This is a genomic window from Dactylosporangium aurantiacum (assembly GCF_000716715.1).
GTDB classification, from domain to species: Bacteria; Actinomycetota; Actinomycetes; order Mycobacteriales; family Micromonosporaceae; genus Dactylosporangium; species Dactylosporangium aurantiacum.
The window spans coordinates 1-519 of record NZ_JNYJ01000150.1 but is presented as its reverse complement, the minus strand read 5'-3'; the positions used below and the strand labels follow the sequence as shown (position 1 = coordinate 519).

The 519-nt window shown below is 71.7% G+C and carries 1 pseudogene; it reads right to left on the bottom strand.

Annotation, left to right across the window (positions count from 1 at the left end):
• A pseudogene (locus tag OP18_RS50705) lies at positions 1-519 on the bottom strand (histidine kinase); the annotation flags it as partial.

Genomic DNA, 519 nt, shown 5'->3' with positions numbered 1-519 from the left:
CAGCAGCCGTCCGCCGCCCCCGATGATCAGCACGCCTTCCCGTACGGCGTGCAGCACCGCGTCGTGGTGCTCGTACATGCTCGTCATCTCGGCCGGACCCAGGCCGTGGGTCCGGCGCAGCAGCCGACGGCTCACCAGGGCCGTCCCGCCCGCGGACAGGGCGAGCACCCCGGCCGCGGTGCCCAGGACGACCGGCAGCTGCCCGTTCACCATGCTCTGGACGTTCTGGACCGTGACGGGCGAGGACACGACGGCGACGACCTTGCCGTCGTCGTCCTTGACCGGGACCACCGAGACCACGGACTGTCCCAGGGACCCGGCGAACGTCTCGGTGAAGGACGTGCCGGCCGCCGCCTTGGAGAAGGGGCCGACGACGCGCTTGCCGATCTGCTTCTTGTCGCTGTGGGCGAGAGTGACCCCGTCGAGCGTGTACACGTTGATGCCGTCGACCTGGGCGATCTTCGCGGCCGCCTGGGCGCTCGGCTGGAGCTCCGCGCTCGGGTGGGGGCTGCGTACGGC